This is a genomic window from Alteromonas sp. ABH2_165, assembly GCF_056159945.1.
This window is the reverse complement of record NZ_JBSWWF010000004.1, coordinates 161,426-180,541: the sequence shown is the minus strand read 5'-3', so window position 1 is coordinate 180,541 and position 19,116 is coordinate 161,426. Positions and strand designations below refer to the sequence as shown.

Here is a 19,116-nt window from a genome sequence, read left to right as displayed (position 1 = left end):
GCTGCTCACTCCGCTTACTTCTGCTGACTCTTATCGTATGCACCCAGACCCGGCTTATAGGTCTTGTCATCAATAAACTGCTTGATGCCTTCTTTGCGGCCATCGTTATCGAAGCTGTTTGCTGCTTCCTGAGCACGTACCAGATAGTCTTCCGCATTGTCGTAAGTCATTTCTTTCACGCGGCGGATAGCATCTTTTGTGGCTTTCAGGGCGACCGGATTTTTGCCTTTCAGCACATCACAAACTGCCTGTACACGGGCTTTCAGCTCACTCAGCGGTACCGCTTCGTTAACCAGTCCCCACTCAGCCGCAGTTTTACCGTCAATGTTCTCACCCATCATGGCGTGGTACATGGCTTTACGCAGTGGCAGCAAATCAGCCACGACCTTACTGGCACCGCCGCCCGGCAAAATACCCCAGTTAATTTCACTCAAACCGAATGTGGCTTCTTCGGCCGCAAATGCGAGATCACAGCCGAATAACGGGCCGTACGCACCGCCAAAACACCAGCCATTGATCATGGCAACCGTTGGCTTGTGGTACCAGCGCAGACGGCGCCACCAGCCGTAAGCTTCTGACTGCGCCCTGCGTGTTGCGCCCAGGCCTTTCGCTTCGTTTTCTCGGAAATATTCTTTTAAATCCATGCCCGCACTCCAGGAAGTGCCTTCCCCTGTCAGCACCAGCACGGCTACATCGTCGCTGTACTCCAGCTCATCCAGCACCCGCATCATCTGGCGGTTCAGCGCCGGATTCATGCAATTGCGTTTTTCCGGACGGTTCAGGGCAACCCACGCCACCCCGTTTTCGATTGTCACCGCTACGGTGTTTGCTTCCTGATTTTCTGTACTCACAATCATTCCTTACTCAAAACGATAAAATTCAATGCTTTAAAAAATTAAATGGGATAGTGGCCGGGTTCAGTTTCCACCGTGATCCAGCGCAGCTCAGTAAACTGGTCGATACCGGCTTTGCCGCCAAAGCGTCCGTAACCGGAGGCTCCCACACCGCCGAAGGGCATTTGCGCTTCGTCATGCACGGTAGGGCCATTTACGTGACAAATACCGGACTGAATTTTTCCGGCGATTTTCATGCCCCGTGCTGTATCACGGGTGAATACCGCCGCACTGAGTCCGTACTCGGAATCGTTGGCAATGCGCACCGCATCCGCTTCGTCTTTTGCACGGATCATCGCCACCACCGGGCCGAAGCTTTCCTCACTGTAAATCGCCATGTCAGCGGTGACTTTATCCAGCACCGTAGCCGGCATCAGTACCGATGTGGCTTTACCACCGGTAAGGATCACGGCACCTTTGCTGACCGCGTCGTCAATCAGCCCGTTGACCTTTTCTACGGTTTTCTGATCAATCACCGCACCCAACGGAGTGTTCCCTTCGCGGGGATCGCCGGTTTTCATGGTGGATACCTTAGCAGCCAGCTTGTCCGCAAAGGCATCAGCCACCGCATCCACCACAACCAGACGCTCGGTAGACATACAGATCTGGCCCTGATTCATGAACGCGCCGAAGGAGGCCGCTTTCACCGCTTCATCAAGATCAGCATCGTCCAGCACCAGCATTGGAGCTTTACCGCCCAACTCCAGTAAGCAGGGCTTCAGATGTTCTGCTGCCCGTTTTGCGATAATGCGGCCCACGGCGGTTGAGCCGGTGAAATTAATGCGTTTTACCGGTTTGGCATCAATCAACGCACCCACAACATCAGCGGCATCTTCCGGCGCATTGGTGACGATATTCACTGTATTTTCAGGGAATCCGGCTTCTGCCAGCGCTTCGATGATCAGCGAGTGAGTGCGTGGACACACTTCCGATGCTTTTAAGATCACCGCATTGCCGCAGGCAAGTGCAGTGGAAATGGCGCGAACGCCCAGAATAATTGGCGCATTCCAGGGAGCAATTCCCAGAATGACACCTACCGGCACACGCTGAGCCATGGCAACACAGCCCGGTTTGTCAGACGGGATAATTTCACCGCTGATTTGTGTAGTGAGTGAGGCGGCTTCACGCAGCATGGAAGTTGCCAGCATCAGGTTAAACATGGCCCAGCCTGCAGTGGCGCCGGTTTCTTCCATCATGGCTTTGACGAAATCGTCTTTCTTACCTTCAAGGGCAATGGCAGCCTGAGACAGGATGGCACGGCGCTGGTTGGGGCCAAAACCAGACCAGATTTCAAAGCCTTGCTGTGCTTTTTCTGCAACAGCCTGCATTTGCGCACCTTTCATTGCCGGTGCCTCACTGGCAACTTCGCCGGTGAGCGGGTTTAAGCGGGTAAAGTTCATCATCACTCCGTTTTCCGGTGGATTAGTTATTTTGTGACGGCTGACAAAGGAGAATGCGTTGCTGTTCCCCGTCCGCCCTGTTTGTTATTTAAGAAATAAATCGCCAGTGTGGCTACCAGCGCGCCGGTGCCCATGGCAATGGCCACACCCTGCAAGCTGACGCCATTTGTGAAAAGTAGTCCGGCAACCACCGGGCTCAACGCTGCACCACCGCGACCGATACCTATGACCACACCTGTACCGCTAGCCCGCACGTTCGCCGGGAACGCCTGTGCCATCAGTCCATAAAGCCCTACAACACCGGCATTAGTGAAAAAACCTGTGGCTGCGGAGACCAGCGCCAGCGTACCTAAGTCGCTGTAGCCAATGCCGAATACCGACACCATCACGAAAGCCAGAATAAGTACCGGTATCATGGTGAGTCGTAAATTCAGCTTGCTGGTAAGCAGCCCCAGTAAGATGGCACCTACCGCACCGCCCAGGTTTGCCCACACCAGCACCTGACCGGCCTGTGCAGCACCAAAGCCCATGTCCACCACAATTTTGGGGATCCACTTGAGAATGAAATAGAACGTCATGATTTGTGCAAAGTACGCCACCATTAACAGCAGCGTGAGCTTGCGCATTTCAGGCGAAAACAGGGTGCTGTAACTGGATTTTTGGGCTGATACTGCCGGCGCAGGCAATACATCCAGCAGAGGCTTTTTCATACGCGTAAGCAGATGATTGACCTTGTCCAGCGTGTTTTCTTTCGGATGGTTAACCATATACAGCAGAGATTCAGGCAGCCAGAACGCCACCACCAGCATAAACAAACCGGTAATGCTGCCGCCGAAAATAAATACCGCACGCCAGGTGTGGGTTTCCAGTAACATAGAGGCAATACTGCCGCCAAGCACTGCGCCGATGGGATAGCCGGTGGCCATGATAATGACGCAAAGGTTGCGGCTTTTCTTATTAGCAAATTCCGATACCATGGCGTTCGTAGAAGCCAGCATACCGCCAATTCCCAAACCGGTAATGAAGCGGATGATCAACAGTGTCATCACGCTATCGACGAACGCCGCACCAAACATGCCAGCTGTCATCAGTACCAGACAAAACTGAATTGTGGGTTTGCGGCCAAATTTATCGGCGATACCGCCCAGAAAAATAGAACCGAAGGCCATCCCCACCAGCTCCATAGCCAGCACCACACCGAGTTCGGCACGGTTAATCCCCCACTCAGCGGCAATACCCGGCGAAGCAAAGCTAATAGCCAAAACATCAAAGCCATCCAGCGCATTAAGAGAGATACAAATGACAATTGCCACCCACTGCACAGGGCTTAATTTGGAATCATCAAGAATTGCGGTTAAAGACATAGTGGCCATCCTCTAAGTCACTTACGCAAAAAGAAATTAAGGCGTTAGACGTAAATAACTTGTGTAATCGTTAAACACGATATTAACAATTAAACACATTCTGAGAATGGCATAAAGTGACTAATTACTTTGCAAAAAGTGACACTCTATATTTTATGCAAAGAATATTAAGCTTCGCTGTCAGTCAGAAGCTGTTGTCTGAAGTCCCGGGGCGACTGCCCGGTCCAGTTCCGGAATGCTCTGGTGAAAACGGCAGGGTCGGAATAACCGACTTTTTCTGCCACTTCATTGATGCGTAATCCCTGCTGGCCAAGGAAAAATATGGCTTTATCCCGTCTCACCACATCTTTCAGTTGCTGAAATGAGGTGCCTTCATCTTTCAGCTTGCGCATCAGAGTGCGCGTTGTCATGTGCAACTTACCAGCACAATGTTCTATCGTGCCGGTGCCGTTTGACATGGCTTTACTCAAAATCAGCTTGAGTTCCGTCGCCAGGCTGTAATCAGCTTTATATTGACGAAATAACTCAAGAGGACAGCGGGACATGAACGCCTTTAACGACGCTGCGTTTTGCTTTACCGGCCGCTCCAGATAATGGACAGGAAAAACTAAAGCAAGTTCAGTATGGTTAAACCGGTGAACGCCGGGAAATAAATAATGATACTCGCCAATATGATTAGGCGGCGGATAGGGAAAGCGGGTTTCATTAAGAGGAAGAATGTCTGAAATCAGCCAGGACGCATAGCGGTGCCAGGCCAGCAAACAAATTTCAGCAAAAAGGTGGTCCGGATCAAGGTGCATTTCCGTGGGCCTGATGACCAGGCGGACAACGTCTTTATCTTTGTGAAGGGTGATAAAATCATCATCTGTGAGCAGATTATAAAAGCGTGCACCTAAGGCCAGCGCCTGCCCCAGCGACGACTTTTGAACAGTCAGCTGCCCCATCATGTAATAAGAGCCTGATTTCAGCCGGTAGCCGGACATCCCCATACTTTCATCACCGAGGTCGTCCCAGATAAGCTTCTGAAAGAGCGCCAGCTTTTCAGCCGGCACCCGCTGGTCCGGTTTATCAACCACAGATTCATTTAAGCCGGCTGATTCGAGCAGGCGCGCACTGTCTACGCCACGCTCTTTGGCTGCATGGTAGAGCGCAGTAATGTAGTGGTTCGATGCACTGCCATACTCAAAATGTCTTCTCACCGGCAAAACCTTCTCTAGTGGCCTTCAGCTTTAGTGACTTTCAGGTGTTTTACACACATAACTGCCAGCATCATTCCCGTTGCCTTCCCCTTTATAAGTGGTCACCGACGGATACGGACAAAGAGGACGGGTTTCTTCTGGCATGCTTTCCCCGTAGGCAACAACGGAGACAGGCTTGTCACCCTTTTCAACCCAGTCTACCAGTGAAGAGAGCATATCGAACTGATCCAGCGCCTGTTCACCGCCACGACAATGACCCATTCCCGGCACAAAGTAAAACTGTGACCACTGGCTGACCTGTTCGTAGCCACCGTTTTGCGCCACCATGTCATTGAAATAGGCTAAGGTATCTTTAGCCGAAAACCAGGGGTCGCTGACACCATGGAAGAACATTAGTTTGTTCTCTTCAACAACAAAGGTCGACAAATTGGTCAGCGTGGCGTTACCGGGCTCCAGAGGAAACCCGTCCGCGATAGCCAGTTCCCGGTTAATGTCAAAGGGCTCATCAATGCGGGCCCGTCCCAGTGGACCAGGCTGAGCAGACAGTAAGCCCGGTGCAGAGCGGGCCGGTTTATCGTCGATACCGGTATCAAAGAAAAATCCCGGATACACGTTATTTCCGTTTCTGTCAGCCGGACCGTTAAATGCGGTTACCAGCCCTTTGGCTTCTTCCGTTGTTAAACATGAATCACGGTGCTGTTGCCCGTCGCAAATCATTTCACCGGGGTCAAATTCGCACTGTTCCACCGCAAAAATCAGTCCGTCTTCACGGCCGTCCAGACCATCACATTGCGCCAGCAGTGCTTGCTCAACGGCTTTTTGTTTCTTGTCACTGAAAGGAGGCTGATTGTTTCCGCTCAGCGCCCGCAATGTTTTCGCCACATACAAATCTGCAATTTCTGAGTAATTCGTTTGTCTGGCCGGTGCGCCTGCAATAATGCCATCAAATAAATCGGGGAAGCGTTGCGACATGGTCATGGCTTCACGCCCGCCTGTTGAACACCCGACAAAATAATTGTTCTGCGCCGGCTGCGAATACACTCCGGTGATCAACTGTGAAACCAGCTTTGCGGTTTTCGACACAGCCCCGGAGTAAAAGTTGAGTAACGCCTGCTGATCTTCAAAAAATGAAGGATCGAACACCGTATCAGACTGGTGCCCGCTGTCTGTACTGGCGACGGCAAAGCCCCGGAACAGCGCGGGCGTATCACCGGCAGCCAGCGCACCTAACGGCTCGCGGATCAGGCCGTTTAAGCCGCCTCCGCCCTGAAACAGAAACCGGCCATTCCAGTCAAAGGGCAAATTCAGGCCAAAACCAATAGCGTAGTCCTTCCCTTTTACGCCTTTACGTTTTTCAAACTCACCGGTGATCTGACAATAAGGCATAAAAGCCTTCGCCTGCGCCGGTTTTAATTGTGATTCAAGGGCCGAAACCGACGTTACTGCTTTAACTGACGTTAATGATACGCCTTCAGGCAACATCAACGACGCTTTCAAAGCAGCACATGTTCCGGCATTTAATTGCTCGGCAACACCATTGTCCGCCATCGCTGTAGGCACGGTGCAAAGTAAGGCGGCACCAACCGCCAAGTTACCCATAAATTTCATGCGATCCCTCCGCAAAAAGCAGCGGCAGCACTGCATGGCTGCCGCACACAGTTAAAATGTATAATTGACGTCTATCCCAAAGGTACGGGGCGCGCCATAAAATTCAGTATTGTTGCTGAGCTGCTGCCCGGACACATACTCTTCGTCGGTTAAGTTACGTCCCCAAGCATTCACACGCCAGTTTCCTGTTTCGTAGGTAACCATGGCCGAAAGCAGTCCCCGGTCGGCCAGTAAATCAGTTTCCGGGTCGTAAATCAGATTCGTCCATTGTTCATCTATCCACGCGTAATTTAATCTGGGTGTCAGCAATGCACCATCAGATAATTCAATGGCATATTCAATACCCACAGTGAAGCTTTTTTCCGGCGCATACAGGTTTGGACCTGAGCCCGCAGCCACCAGAAACGGCGTGTAATCGAAGCATGTTCCACTGCTGGCATCCTGTCCTGCGCTGCACTGAGGCAACGACGGTGAACCGGATTCACGGGTGTTAACGATAGGCTGGGTAGGCTCCATTTCTGAGTCGATAAACGAGCCCGCGAAATCAATGGTGAGGTTATCAAGATAGATATCCAGCGCAAACTCCAGCCCGGCGATGCTGGCATCGGCAATGTTGTACACGTCTGAACGGCCGGTGGTCACATCAATATTCGTGTTCTGGAAGTTCTTGTAATCATTATTGAATACTGCCACCGAAGCACTCACCGTATCGTCAAACAGGCGTCCTTTCCAGCCACCTTCAATGGATATCACGGTTTCTTTGTCGAACACCGAGGTTTCTGAATTTATCCCGCCGGGTTTGTATCCTCTGGCGATATAGCCATAGAAACTGTGATTTTTTGAAGGCGTATAGTTCACCGATACTTTGCCCAGAATATCATCATCTTCGTAGTTTCCGGAGATGGTGGCGACCTTGACGCCATCCGGAGCGATGATACCTCTGCCCACTACCACGCCACTTTGCGGGTCGGCTGAGCCTTCAAACCAGGCTTTACGTAATCCGAATTCGGTTTGCCATTGGTCTGAGAAGCGGTAACTCACCTGCCCGAATACCCCTTTTATGACTTTCTGATTCTGAATGTCGATTTCTACCGGAAACGGGCCGTTGTCAATATCCACCAGCACTTCATTCTTCTGATAGTAAGCACCGGCAACCCAGGTAAAATCCTTGCCGTCAGGTGAAATCAGGTTCAGTTCATGACTCACTTGATCTTCTTTGACAAACTGGCTGCGCGTACTCACATCAAGCTCTGTGGCATCGTAGTCATAGATATTATCAATCTCTTTTTCCTGCGTGCCGCTTAACCATTTCACAGACAGTCCGTTTTCAAACCGGTGGGAAATATCCAGTAACAGGCTGTCGGCCGACTCCTCGTTTTGCGACGGGGTGTTATAGGCTAAATCCCGGATTGAGCCAGTACGACCCTCAGAATACGCCGTGCCTTCAATGGGGCGGTATGCAAAGCCGCCGGCAGATTTATCTGAGGTTTCGTATTTTACGTAAATGTCGGTGCTGTCGAGGGGTGACCACGCCAGGCCGAGTCGCGCACTGGTTTCATCCAGACTACCCGCATCGGTGTCGACGCTGCCCGTACTGTTATAAAAACTGTCGCGGTTTTTGTAGTTCACTGCAACCCGCGCGGCAAAAGTGTCAGAAACCGGCAGGTTCACCGCTGCACGGGCATTGCGCGATGCATAATTACCGATCCCCAGCATCACATTGCCGTCGAAATCACCGCCGATTTCCGGTCTGCGGGAAGTCACCATAATGGCACCGCCCGTTGAATTTGAACCGGCAAACGTACCCTGCGGACCACGCAGCACCTGAATATTCGCCACATCGTAGAAATTCAGCGTGCTCACGATAGGCGGTTGAAACAAACCGTCAATGTAGGTGCCCACACCGTTAGTCACGTCGGGATCACCACTTGCCAGGCCAATACCGCGGATATTCACCGACTGGGTTAAGCCAGCATCAGTGATGGTTAATCCCGGTGATGCGAAAGGCAGATCGTCCAGCCGCGACACCGCCTTTTTCTCCAGTTGTTTTGCTGACAGCACCGTCATCGAGGTAGGAATATCCTGCACTCGTTTAATTCTGCGTTCAGATTTTACTGTGATGACTTCCACGTCATCTGCGTCTGAAGCGGTATCTGTTTCCTGAGCGAATGAAATGCTGGTAAAACCTGCCAGCCCCGCCACAACAGCGAGATTAAGCAGATTACGGGTCGATTTTATTTTTGTAGTGTTCAGAAGGTACATGCTTTTAGTCCTTTTGCCTTATTTAAGATGGGATCTGTCAACAGGAAACAGACAACCGTCAAAAACCAAATAACAAGCAAATGTTATTTTTTTGTTTCACTCGCGTGAATGGCATATTACGACTAAAAACTTTGCCGATTACGACAAAGGGGGATTTTTGGCATGTTTTTGAAATTGAATGTTGGAATTGATTTTATGATTAGCCTGATAAATAAAAAAACAGCGGCACCCGCCGCTGTTTTTCAATTTCAATTAATCCCTCGCTCTCGCCCCTTCTTTTGACGGCGCCGGCGGCGTCATCAATACCGGGTTGTCTGCATAGAACGTCATGTCTTCAGCATTCGGCCAGGGCACGGTTTGGGAAATGCTATCCCCACTGCCCCACATCACCACGTCCGGCGAATCCGGAGTGAAAGGTGTCCAGCTTTTGCCATCCGGCAAGGCTGGCTTGCCTGTGCGCGCAAATGACACAATAGCCTGTTGCATGGCGTCGCTGAGCGCACGGTCAAAGGCCGTATAAGTGCGGGTTTCACGGTAAATGTTCAGGGCATCCAGCGTACCCAGCCAGTAAGGCACATCAGCAGTGTGATACACACCGGCCGTCTTCGGATCGTGATCGGCAAAGGTGATGCCTGCGGTATACGGATGCACCCGGGCGAACACGTAGGGGAATACCGGCGATGTCAGGTTTTCAGTTTGTGCCTGTGACCAACGCCACATACTCAGCCCCAACGTGCTGTCTCTGGCCATATCTTTACCGGCACGCATGGCTTCTGCATCAGTGTTGATTGCAAAGCGGCTAAGCAGTTCATCTGCTTTGCCGGGGTAAAGCTGATTCACCAGTGCGGTTAATTCAGCTTTCGATTTCACTCCGCCAAGCGGACTGAAACCTTCATCGCGGGTAAATCCAATCATTGCGGGTATATCGCTGCCTGCTTTATCTGCAAATAACATAGCAGGCTGGGCAGGTAGCACATAGCCGTCGACAACCGGCCCGGCCTTGAAGCTGCCGGAACATCCCAACTGACAATCCCGCTGTGCTTTTAATATCTGATCCGCAGAGATGTGCCTCAGTGCATTGATGTTTTCGGCTTTGAAATATGACTGAATGGCCACCCCGGTTTGCTCCGCGTCCCGGCGGGACGTCATGGGAAACATAAACGCCGAACCGCTCATCCCCACTACTTTGCTGATTAAACCTTTGCCAAAAGGGCTCACCTGCAGATAAGACACAGACGCTGAACCGGCAGACTGACCGGCAATAGTCACGTTCTCCGGATCACCACCAAACTGTCGGATATTCTGTTTTACCCAGCGCAGTGCAGCAAGCTGATCCATCAATCCGTAATTGCCCGATGCGCCGTCAGGCGACTGTGCGGTTAACTCAGGGTGAGCCATAAATCCTAAGATCCCCAGTCGATAGGCAATGCTGATGGTGATCACGCCTTTTTCTGCCAGCGGCTCGCCGCCATAAATGGCCATGGAAGGCGAACCGATGGTGAAGCCACCGCCGTGGATCCATACCACCACAGGCAAACCGTCACCAGCTTTCGCGGCGTCGGGTGCCCAGATATTCATGTACAAACAATCTTCACTGGTGGCTTCGTGGCTGAAGTAGTGATTAATATTGCTGTTACGCAACGGCTGGATGCACTGGGGCGCCATACGGTCGGCATGAAACAATCCCTGCCAGTTGACCGGCTGCGGTGCTTTCCAGCGCAGTTCTCTGAGCGGTGCCTGCGCGTAAGGCACACCAAACCAGGCCTGTACGCCTGAGGGCAGCACTTTACCCTGCAGTTTTCCGCTTTGCGTTGTAATGATGTCTGTGGCTTTGTGTACCACGGGTAGCTGAGCCAGCGCTTCTGCCAGCACCGTGCTGCTTGCCAGCGCAACACCGCTTACCATGACAGCGGTCAGCGCCAGCCGGGAGAGAGCCCGGCTGGTGATCTGTGTTAGCGGGAGAATTGAAAACATACCCTACTGCCCCAGATGCTTATCGAAGAAGTCTGCAGCAATGCTATATCCTTCCTGCGATTCAGGAAAATCAGGGTTGGTCATAAAGCCGTGATACAGGCCATCATAAATGAGCAAATCGCTTTCCACACCGGCGGCCAGTAACTTACGGTGACTGTACGCCGCGCCACTCATCAGAAAATCCCGGGTACCGGTAAAAAACAGAACCGGCGGAAATTGTGCCAGCTTAGTTGCGTCGTTCAGCGGGGCGGCAATAAATTGCGAGGTATCCACACCGTCAAAGTAAGACATTCCGCCCCGTGGTGCAGGTGCAGTAACCGGCTTCATATCCGCTTCGATATTGGTAATGCTCAGCTTACCGGTAAAAACCGAATCGCCTGACGGCGTCATGCCTAATCCCGCGCAATATACGCCCAATGCGCCGGGTACAGGCCGTCCGGCTTCAATTAACATGGCCGTGGTTTGTGATACCAGCATGCCGCCGGCAGAACATCCCACCATACCAATATTCTCGGGCGGCACCTCTTTTGACACCACATCCCAGACCTTCAGTAAGTCTTCACTGGCTGCCGGGAAACGGTGTTCCGGCCCCTGCCGGTACAGAATGGATATCACCTTCACTTTCATTTGTGCTGCAACAGGAATACTGATCAACAATCCGTTCGCTCTCACACCGGTGCGAAAGCCACCGCCCGGGCCGTTCAGAATAAGCCGGTTTGCATTTTTCTCAGGAACGCCCCCTTTAGGTGTAATAATGGCAGCAGAAATACCGTTAATGGTGGTTTCCTCGATGTCTACGGGAAACACCGACTTCATATGATCCACATAGGGTTGCAGATTGTTGTTGTACACTTTCCGGATTTCTTTGATATCGGTGATATCTGACGGCAGCGGCATGGGAGCCCCCGGCCCTTCGGTTGCGCCGCTGCGTTTCAGTACCGCCTGGCCACCTTCACTTAAGGCATCAGGTAGCGGGACAGAAGCGTTACGAATAGTAATAGCGCCTGATGTATCTAATTGCGTTGTCATCTCTGCGGCCCGGGTTGATGTCACAGCAGACAGAGCAAGCAATACAGCTAAATGACGAATAACAGAAACTTTCATTTCGTTCTCCTTGTTATGAAAAAACACTACCGGAGAAGACACCGCTTCTGCCGGTAGTGGCACATCTGCGAGAACAACAATCCCAACCTCGCATAAAACAAAACCTGAAAAGCAAAAAGGCTGCGCTGATTAAACGCTGCCTTTTTCAGGGTTAGAAAGACATGGTGGCACCGACAAAGTAAGAACGGCCAACGATGTCGTAGCTTTCGTTGTCAGTGATGCCCGGCGTTCCGGCCACCACCAGCGGATCTTTATCGAACAGATTGCTGATACCGCCACGAAGATTGATACTTTCGGTGAGACGATAGCGCCCCACCAAATCAAACTTGTTGTAGCTTGGTACACCCGGTACCGTACTGGCGGTATTCGTCAGCGTGCTGCGGTCATCCATGCTGTCGGTGAAGCGCCAGCGCAGGGTAAGGCTCATGGCATCTTTTTCATAACCGAAGCTGGTCTGCGCCCGCAGTTTAGGCCGAGGTGTTGTCATAAAACCGATGGTTCCCGCTTCATCCACACCTTCATCGCCCGGCAATGTCACCACTTCATAGGAATTCACATAGGTGATAACCGAGTGCACAGAGAAGTCACCAGCACCGGTAGACAACTTATAGTTCACCTGGAAATCCATACCGTCAGTCGCCAATTGACCAAGGTTGAAGTAAGGCGTACGTACCAGTTCCAGATAGCCGTCCTGATCTCGCGACAACAGCTGACAATAGGCATTATCTGTGGAATACGTGGGGTTTGAGCCATCCAGGTTGTGGCACTTATTAATGGCTGTTAAACCTGGAACAGCAGAAATAACATCTTCAATTTCTATCGAGTAATAGTCTGCTGACATCATTAATGTTTGATCTGCACCAAACTCCGTATTCCACACGAGACCCAGCGTGTAGGTATCTGCGGTTTCCGGTTGCAGTTCAATGTTGCCCGAGCTCAATGTGGCCGTTGCTGTAGTCGGAAACAGATAGTTGTCTACGGTTTCAACCGGGATCCCCATGGCAACACACAGTCCGCGAAGCTCGCCACTACTGTCTGCTGCGCGCGCTGCGGTGCGCACATCGCAAGGCTCACCACCGGAAGGCGGATTACCAAAAGTGACCTGACTGCCGGTGGCGGCACTGAACAGTTCGTTGATATTCGGCGCGCGGATAGCACGCTGATAACCACCACGTACCATAATTTCATCCGTGGCATGCCACAGACCATCCAGCTTGTAGGCATTTACGGTACCTGAGTACTCGTAGTCAGACATACGGTAGGCCGTACCGATTTCAAACGAGTCTGTTACCGGAATAATGAACTCCGCCGCCAGCTCAGTTACATCGGAAGAACCGGCAGATGGCTGCGCCGCGATGACTGCCTGCACATCCTGTTCAGCCAGCGCTTTATCAGGGCTGAAATAATACTCATCGTTACGGTAGTTCGCCGATGCCGAGAACATCACGTCGCCGGCAGGCAGTTCAAATAAGCTACCCTGTATCACAACGTCAAAGGCGGTACGCTGTAATTCTTCAGTGCTGTGAGTATCACCACTAATGTATGACTGACAAGCGTCCGACATACTCAGCACATTTGCCAGGCCGAAGGGGTTATACCCACCGGCACAAATACTGTCGCCACCGTCAGCAGCGTTAAACAGGGTTTGTACACGGGAAAGAAACACGGCATTGTGCTGTACCTGGTTGTGACGGGAGTTATCCCATGACACCCAGGCATCAAAAGTCCAGTCGCGGAATCCAGTATCGCCTTCAAGGCCCACAATGTATTGTTGAGTCACGTAGTTTTCATCCCAGCTTTTTGCCGGCGTCATCACGTAACGGGCATTGTAAGAAAACGGTGCCGTCGGGTCGGCCCGGGATGCCAGTAATGTGGATAAATCGTCAGGAATAAACGGGTTAGTGACCGGAATCGTTGGCGTACCGAACTGGGTCAGTGTGCCACCTGAGTTGGTCACTGCCGTATGGTCAGTAAACAACGCCTGCGCATAACCGGTAACGGCAGGAGAAAACTCGTAATCGAAGCGGGCAAACAAGTTTTTACGATCGGTTTGCGGGCGCAACATGCCCTGTATTTGTACCGGCATACGCACGTTGCCATTAACAATGCGATAGTCGCTCTCATCGCTGCCCATATAATTCACGGCGCCGGTCTGACTGAACAGCGACCCGTCATCATTGAACCCCAGGTTATTGTTATTAGGCACAGAGCCATAACCATACCCGGCAAACATGGCATCCACCACGGCCTGGTCAGGCAGATTGGTGGCAGAAGGGACAAAGGTACCTGTGCCGATATATGAGGAAGGGATCCCCAGCTGGAAGAAATCAAAGCGATCTTTGCCGTAAAGTGCATCTTGACGGGCGGAGCTGACGGAGATAAACATGCTACTTTTTTCGGTTACTGCACCGGCCGTTACCGAGGCATTGTAACTGGCATAGTCATTTTCCATGGAGTTGCCGTACTGCACATCCACGTTCACGCCTTCAACCCCCCGTTGCGTGACAAAATTCACAACACCTGAAACCGCGTCAGAACCGTACACGGCCGAAGCACCACCGGTAATGACTTCCACATCGCGTACAACAGAGGTAGGTAACACATTGGTATCTACCACACCGGACGAGCTTGAAATTGGCAAACGGCGACCATCCAGAAGAATCAGGTTGCGGGTTGCGCCCAGACCACGTAAGTCCAGTAGTGCACGGCCGCCTGTGCCCTGACCACCCGACGAATCACGGGTGAACTGAGGCATTTCATTCATGGTGGCTTCAACATTCACCTGACCGGTATCTTCAATAAATTGCTCACCCACCGTCATGATCGGGCTAGATGCACTTTCATCCCGGCGGGCAATGCGGGAGCCGGTTACAACAATTTGTTCTACATCGGCAGCATTTTCTGCCTCATTGTCCTGTGCAGTAGCAACGGTAGGGCATAAGGCTAATACCACTGCGGAAGCTATAATTTTGCGGTTGAACCGGGTGACAGGCTGTTTTGTGTTATTTGTTTTTTTCACGGGTCTCTCTCCTGTTAAGAGATTGAGTGTTAACAGTAATGCGTGTTCAACGACCTGTTGACGACGACGGAGTAATTATTCAGGTGCTGTTACAAATTTTAAATTACCAATAGATAACCAAGGCATAACATTTTGTTAACCATGTAAAGAACTTTCAGTTAATTCAAAACGTTGGGGATAGTGGAAAAGCAGCTCAAACTCAGTGACAATGAAAACCAGGAAGGCCAAAATCAAGAAAAATATAATTATAAATCAATAACAAAAAGAACCTTAAAAATGCAAGACTTAGACTTATGACTAATGGTTGATAAAAGATACGAATACTGGCCATTAACCCTTTGTTATAGTCATCACAACTTTAGATAATTTACAGAAGCCCACGAAACGTAATTTAATAACAAAATCATAACAAGTTTAGTTTGTAACCAGTGTTATAGGATTGGTGAAGCAATGACATCTAAGTTGGCACTAATGGGCGCGCACATCAGCCGCTCGAAAATGGGAAAATTGCAGACGTATCTTGCGCAGCAAAATGGCCTCAATATTGATTACGGTTTAATTGATGGCGAAATACTGTCGGACTTTAAGCCCGAAAGCTGCGTAAAACGTCTGATCACCGAAGGCTATCACGGCATCAATGTGACCCATCCCTATAAGCAATCAGTGTATCCGCTGGTGAAAAGCCCGCTGGCAGAGGGTCATGAAAAAATTGGCTCTTACAATACCCTGCGGTTCACAGAAGATGGCATCCTGGGGGCCAACACCGACTACAGCGGATTTAAGCAAGGCTATCTGTACCGCCGTGGCGACAAATCTCCGGGCAAAGTACTGGTTTGCGGTGCAGGCGGCGTGGGCAGAGCCATTATGTTTGCGCTGGCAGAATTGGGCGCAGCTCATCTTTATATCAGTGATATTAATACCACCGCCGCTCAAGCTATGGCTGATTTGTTGGTTAAGCATGGACATTCCGCCAGTGCGGTATCGCCGGATGAAGTTAAGGTGTTGCAGAATAAGGTAGACGGCCTGGTGAACTGCACGGCGCTGGGTATGTACGGTAAGCCTGGTACACCGTTTGATTTAAACTGCCTTTCTCATCCCGAATGGGCCTTTGATGCCGTATATGTCCCATTGAAAACAGATTTTATTAAGGCGTGTGAAACCGAAGGTTTGCAATGTGTAACGGGATTCGATTTATGGATATTTCAAGGAATTGATGCGTACAATTTGTTCTTCGGTGCCAGCGTCGTCGCCACGCCGGCTCTCATTAATGAAGCATTGAGCTGGCTTGATTAAGATTGCCTCTCCTGCATTAGCCGGCCTTTGCGCCGGCTTTTTTAATTGTCAATTGTGCGAAATGTGCCCGGCTTAGGAGGCTTGTGTTATGACTGCATCTAATGCGAGACGATATCCAATAGCACCGAAACCGGCAATCACCCCGGTCGCCACATCAGACAAATACGTGTGGTGACGAAAAGGCTCACGAGCGTGAATATTAGTAAGGTGTACTTCAGTAAAGGGCACTTCACAACTTAACAGCGCATCACGCAAGGCTATGCTGGTATGCCCCAGTGCACCGGGATTAATAATAATATGCTGATATTGTTGTCTGGCAGCGTGAATAGTGTCTATTAGCTTACCTTCACAGTTTGACTGAAAATGCGTCAGAGCAACGCCTTTCTGTTCTGCACAAGCAGTCAACTTAGACACAATATCCTGCAATGTTGCATTGCCATATTTTTCCGGCTCCCGCATACCTAACATATTCAGGTTAGGACCGTTCAGTAGCAATAGTTTCATGGTTTTCTCCTGCAATGCGAAATGCCGGAACGGGTCGTTCCGGCGCAAAAAATAGACGAGATTAGTTTGCGAAATCGCTGTCTTTGATCAGCAGTGTCAGCAACCCGGCCAGCACAACAGGAATAGTGAACACAATAAAGGTGGTAGAAAGTCCGGCACCGGATTGCAATAAGTAACCACCGGCAAAGGGCCCGATTACCGCACCGGCACGCCCTGCTCCGACGGCCCAGCCCACACCGGTGGCGCGGATCTCAGTGGGATAAAGTCTGGCCGACGTTGGCCAGAAGCCGTTGAAGCCGCCATTCAGAGTCACCCCGAGGATATACGCGGTAAGCAGAATCATTGATACGCCCATAGAGACATTGCCGAATACCATCAGGGTGACAGCAGCCAGCACGAAGAATGTAAAAATCATTTTCTGTAAACCGAACCGCACGGAAATCCAGCCAAGCAAAATACTACCGGTGAAGGATCCCAGATTATAAGCGGCGCCGGCAAAAATGCCCTGTTCCAGCGGTAAACCGGCATCCACGGCAATCTTAGGGATCCAGCTGATAATGAAATACAGTGTGAAGAAACCGAAGAATACGCCGCTCCAGAGCAATAACGTGGGTCTGGCACGCCCGTCAGTAAACAGCTTTTTCACCGATGTGCGTGCACTGTCTGCCGGCGCAGCCGGCAGAGTGGCAAGAGGCGCCGCCTTCAGTTTCACCAGAATACGGTTGATGTTATCAAGCGCATTGCCCGGCTGACGCTTGAGCAGAAATTCCGGCGACTCAGGCATGAAGAAAAACACTACCGGCACCATCAGCAAAGTCACAATGCCTGAGATTTCAAACATAACGCGCCAACCAAATTCGGGAATAAGCCAAGCAGAAGCAAACCCGGTTGCCACCGCACCAATTGGATATCCAGCTTGAAGAAACGAAACACAAAGATTGCGTCGTTCCCGGGTAGCAAATTCACTGGTCATGGTTGCCATACTTGCCAATATTGCGCCTACGCCAAGACCGGTTACTACCCTTGCGATTACCAGTTGAGTTAACGATTGCGACCAACCGGAGAACAGCATACCTGCACCGATGGTGGTTACCGCAAAAAGAATCATTTTGCGCCGACCAATCACATCCGCATAGGGAGCGATAAACAAACATCCGAGAGTCATTCCAATCAGAGCTGCACTGAACACAGCCCCGAGCACTGCAGGCTCAATATTCCACTCTTGTGCCAGCACTGGTGCAGTATAAGACATCAACACCACATCCATGCCATCAATCATATTCAGGGTAAAGCAAATCATGACAACAAGAATTTGAAGCGGTGCCATGTTGTTATTTTCGAGTACGCCACGGAGGTGCGTCACACTTTGCTCATAATCGTTAGTAACTACAGACATAAGGACAGATTCCCAAATGTATATTTTTGATTAATATTTCGTTAAACCTTGTGATTATCCTAAGTATTCGGCTCGGAGTTACAATTACTCTGACGTCGGTACACTATAACTTTAAGTTAATAGACTGGTATGAATCTCTGCGAGTTTACTTTGGGCTGTCTCGAAACAGTTACGTAAGTGATTAGACATAGACACTTCGTTGTGGCGCACAAAGTATATGGATTGCCTCACATCGCCGAGGGGCACAGAAACCAGGCCCGGATAACGTCCGGGTATAGCGGTGTATTCCAAAGCAATGGTTAATCCCAATCGCTGCTCAGCCATAGCGCACGCGTCGTCTGCGTAACGCACCATCACAGCGGTTTGCGGCTCTTTGCCGATTTCTTCATAGCCATCGCGGATCGCCTGACCCAACAAGGTTTCAGGGAAATAATTGACGATGGGATGACCGGCGATATCATCAAAAGAAAGTTGTTCTTGAGACGCCAGCGGGTGGTCTTCCGGTAGAACCACTTGCAGACGCAGATGAGTGGAAGGATCAGCCTGAACCAACGGATGACTGACTTCCCCTAAAGCGATAGCAAAGTCAATGCGCCGCTGGCTTACATATTCCGCCATGGCTTCATTCGGTAGCGTTTCCAGTTTAAGCATGACGTCCGGCATCACTTTTTTAATTTCGGCAAAAAGCCAGGGAGCGACCACATTAGACAGGCTGGGCGTGCAGCCTATGTGAAATTGCTGATTATCGCCGCGAATAATGCGTCCGATGGTATCCTCCAGCCCTTCAATACGCTGGTAGATCGGCTCAACTTCACGAAACAATTCCAGCCCTTCCGGCGTGGGTATCAAGCGCCCTTTACTGCGCTCGAACAGGGCGATCCCCATCTTGTATTCCATGTACTTAAGCAACCGGCTTATACCGGGTTGAGACACATTCAATATTTCCGCAGCCCCGCTAATAGTTTTTGCAATCATCACGGCTCTGAATACTTCTAACTGACGAAAATTCAAATTCACTTCGTCACTCCTTACAGGTTACTTAAGCGACACAGATTAACATGAAGTTATACAATACGGACAAGCAGATCTTTTACAAGCGA

General features: G+C 50.7%; 13 protein-coding genes. 1 reads left to right on the top strand and 12 read right to left on the bottom strand.

Annotation, left to right across the window (positions count from 1 at the left end; translation table 11 throughout):
- Window positions 1-14 precede the first annotated feature (14 nt).
- From ACXAFQ_RS09755 to ACXAFQ_RS09715, 9 genes are all read right to left on the bottom strand, one after another.
- Window positions 15-851: a p-hydroxycinnamoyl CoA hydratase/lyase gene (locus ACXAFQ_RS09755; protein WP_303572699.1), complete on the bottom strand. Its 837-nt coding sequence runs from the start codon at window positions 849-851 to the stop codon at window positions 15-17.
- Window positions 852-895: 44 nt separating this feature from the next.
- On the bottom strand, window positions 896-2,296 hold the full coding sequence (locus ACXAFQ_RS09750; RefSeq protein WP_474821434.1) for an aldehyde dehydrogenase: 1,401 nt from the start codon (window positions 2,294-2,296) through the stop codon (window positions 896-898).
- 23 nt (window positions 2,297-2,319) lie between these two features.
- Window positions 2,320-3,657 (bottom strand): MFS transporter, encoded by a 1,338-nt coding sequence (locus ACXAFQ_RS09745; protein ID WP_474820816.1) that lies wholly within the window; start codon window positions 3,655-3,657, stop codon window positions 2,320-2,322.
- Between the two features lie 167 nt (window positions 3,658-3,824).
- Entirely contained in the window at window positions 3,825-4,856 is a 1,032-nt protein-coding gene (locus ACXAFQ_RS09740) for an AraC family transcriptional regulator (RefSeq protein ID WP_474820813.1), read from the bottom strand.
- 30 nt (window positions 4,857-4,886) lie between these two features.
- Entirely contained in the window at window positions 4,887-6,464 is a 1,578-nt protein-coding gene (locus ACXAFQ_RS09735) for a tannase/feruloyl esterase family alpha/beta hydrolase (protein ID WP_474820809.1), read from the bottom strand.
- A gap of 51 nt (window positions 6,465-6,515) precedes the next feature.
- Window positions 6,516-8,726 carry a TonB-dependent receptor gene (locus ACXAFQ_RS09730; RefSeq protein ID WP_474820805.1) on the bottom strand — a complete coding sequence of 737 codons (2,211 nt, stop codon included), beginning with the start codon at window positions 8,724-8,726 and terminating at the stop codon, window positions 6,516-6,518.
- Between the two features lie 252 nt (window positions 8,727-8,978).
- On the bottom strand, window positions 8,979-10,700 hold the full coding sequence (locus ACXAFQ_RS09725) for a carboxylesterase/lipase family protein (protein WP_474820803.1): 1,722 nt from the start codon (window positions 10,698-10,700) through the stop codon (window positions 8,979-8,981).
- A 3-nt stretch (window positions 10,701-10,703) separates the two neighbouring features.
- Window positions 10,704-11,804, bottom strand: coding sequence for an alpha/beta hydrolase fold domain-containing protein (locus ACXAFQ_RS09720; protein WP_474820801.1), 1,101 nt, complete (start codon window positions 11,802-11,804; stop codon window positions 10,704-10,706).
- Between the two features lie 151 nt (window positions 11,805-11,955).
- Window positions 11,956-14,823: a TonB-dependent receptor domain-containing protein gene (locus ACXAFQ_RS09715; RefSeq protein ID WP_474820798.1), complete on the bottom strand. Its 2,868-nt coding sequence runs from the start codon at window positions 14,821-14,823 to the stop codon at window positions 11,956-11,958.
- Between the two features lie 450 nt (window positions 14,824-15,273).
- On the opposite strand from ACXAFQ_RS09715, the gene ACXAFQ_RS09710 reads away from it, so the two are divergent.
- The gene (locus tag ACXAFQ_RS09710) at window positions 15,274-16,116 is read left to right on the top strand and encodes a shikimate dehydrogenase family protein (RefSeq protein ID WP_474820796.1); all 843 of its coding nucleotides are present in this window, start codon (window positions 15,274-15,276) and stop codon (window positions 16,114-16,116) included.
- 72 nt (window positions 16,117-16,188) lie between these two features.
- On the opposite strand, the gene aroQ is transcribed toward ACXAFQ_RS09710, so the two are convergent.
- The 3 genes from aroQ to ACXAFQ_RS09695 all read right to left on the bottom strand — a co-directional run bounded on the left by aroQ (window position 16,189) and on the right by ACXAFQ_RS09695 (window position 19,033).
- The gene (aroQ, locus tag ACXAFQ_RS09705; protein ID WP_474820793.1) at window positions 16,189-16,620 is read right to left on the bottom strand and encodes a type II 3-dehydroquinate dehydratase; all 432 of its coding nucleotides are present in this window, start codon (window positions 16,618-16,620) and stop codon (window positions 16,189-16,191) included.
- Window positions 16,621-16,681: 61 nt separating this feature from the next.
- On the bottom strand, window positions 16,682-18,016 hold the full coding sequence (locus ACXAFQ_RS09700) for an MFS transporter (RefSeq protein ID WP_474820789.1): 1,335 nt from the start codon (window positions 18,014-18,016) through the stop codon (window positions 16,682-16,684).
- 111 nt (window positions 18,017-18,127) lie between these two features.
- On the bottom strand, window positions 18,128-19,033 hold the full coding sequence (locus ACXAFQ_RS09695) for a LysR family transcriptional regulator (protein WP_474820785.1): 906 nt from the start codon (window positions 19,031-19,033) through the stop codon (window positions 18,128-18,130).
- Window positions 19,034-19,116: the final 83 nt, after the last annotated feature.

Excerpts from the sequence above, each read along its gene's own strand:
- ACXAFQ_RS09750 (WP_474821434.1), bottom strand. The coding sequence starts at position 2,296 with ATGATGAACTTTACCCGCTTAAACCCGCTCACCGGCGAAGTTGCCAGT.
- ACXAFQ_RS09745 (WP_474820816.1), bottom strand. The coding sequence starts at position 3,657 with ATGTCTTTAACCGCAATTCTTGATGATTCCAAATTAAGCCCTGTGCAG.
- ACXAFQ_RS09735 (WP_474820809.1), bottom strand. The coding sequence starts at position 6,464 with ATGAAATTTATGGGTAACTTGGCGGTTGGTGCCGCCTTACTTTGCACC.
- ACXAFQ_RS09730 (WP_474820805.1), bottom strand. The coding sequence starts at position 8,726 with ATGTACCTTCTGAACACTACAAAAATAAAATCGACCCGTAATCTGCTT.
- ACXAFQ_RS09725 (WP_474820803.1), bottom strand. The coding sequence starts at position 10,700 with ATGTTTTCAATTCTCCCGCTAACACAGATCACCAGCCGGGCTCTCTCC.
- ACXAFQ_RS09720 (WP_474820801.1), bottom strand. The coding sequence starts at position 11,804 with ATGAAAGTTTCTGTTATTCGTCATTTAGCTGTATTGCTTGCTCTGTCT.
- ACXAFQ_RS09710 (WP_474820796.1), top strand. The coding sequence starts at position 15,274 with ATGACATCTAAGTTGGCACTAATGGGCGCGCACATCAGCCGCTCGAAA.
- aroQ (WP_474820793.1), bottom strand. The coding sequence starts at position 16,620 with ATGAAACTATTGCTACTGAACGGTCCTAACCTGAATATGTTAGGTATG.
- ACXAFQ_RS09700 (WP_474820789.1), bottom strand. The coding sequence starts at position 18,016 with ATGTCTGTAGTTACTAACGATTATGAGCAAAGTGTGACGCACCTCCGT.